At 58.7% G+C, this 700-nt stretch carries 1 pseudogene; it reads right to left on the bottom strand.

What is annotated here, in order from left to right:
* Positions 1–386 precede the first annotated feature (386 nt).
* Positions 387–605: pseudogene (locus ADT71_RS00050) on the bottom strand (chromosome segregation ATPase); the annotation flags it as partial.
* Between the last annotated feature and the right edge of the window lie 95 nt (positions 606–700).

The following is a 700-nucleotide window of genomic DNA, read 5'->3' as shown; positions in this document are numbered from 1 at the left end:
CAGGCCGGTCCGCCTCTTGATCTCCCGAATGGAGATCTTCTGCCGGAAATGCCACCGGCGGATCACACTGAGTAAGTCCATGTTGATCACTCCACGACCCTCCGACTGGCAGCCGGAGGCGAGGGAAACATGGGTCAATTCTCAATGGTAATTTATACGCCCCCCGGTTCACATCTCAGTGGCAATCAACAGATTTCACTTTGTGCCTGCGCCGCGCGTTCGGCCTGGCGGACAGCAAAATCCGCCATGATCGCCGGAAAATCAGTCATGAGATTTCTCCTGCAATGTGCGGGCAAGCACCAATCGTCTTGCCCACGATAACAGGCGATTTCTTTCCTCTGACGGGCTGCGCCAGCGCCGATGGCGCTGGCGCGATGCCAGACGCATCAGTCGGTATCCTGCGCCGCGCGCTTGGGTGAAGTGCCAAGCGGACCACGGCGATCGACAACCGTGATCCGACGGGACTTGGCTTCGATGACCAAGCGCTCCAGGACTCCGTTTCCGGGAAAGGCGACGACATAACGGGGGTCGAGCGAGAGCATACGCTCGTTGCGCTTGAAGCCTGCGCGTGCCCCGAGGCGCATGTCGAGGGAGAAGCTGATTTGAAGCGCCCCGGGTTTCCAGGAGGCTCCAACTTGTGAGAAGGAGCATCCGTTATGAGCAAGACAACCAACAAATTTTCACCTGAAGTCCGCGAGCG

Source organism: Novosphingobium sp. ST904 (assembly GCF_001298105.1).
Classification (GTDB): domain Bacteria; phylum Pseudomonadota; class Alphaproteobacteria; order Sphingomonadales; family Sphingomonadaceae; genus Novosphingobium.
This window is presented reverse-complemented; position numbering and strand designations above follow the sequence as displayed.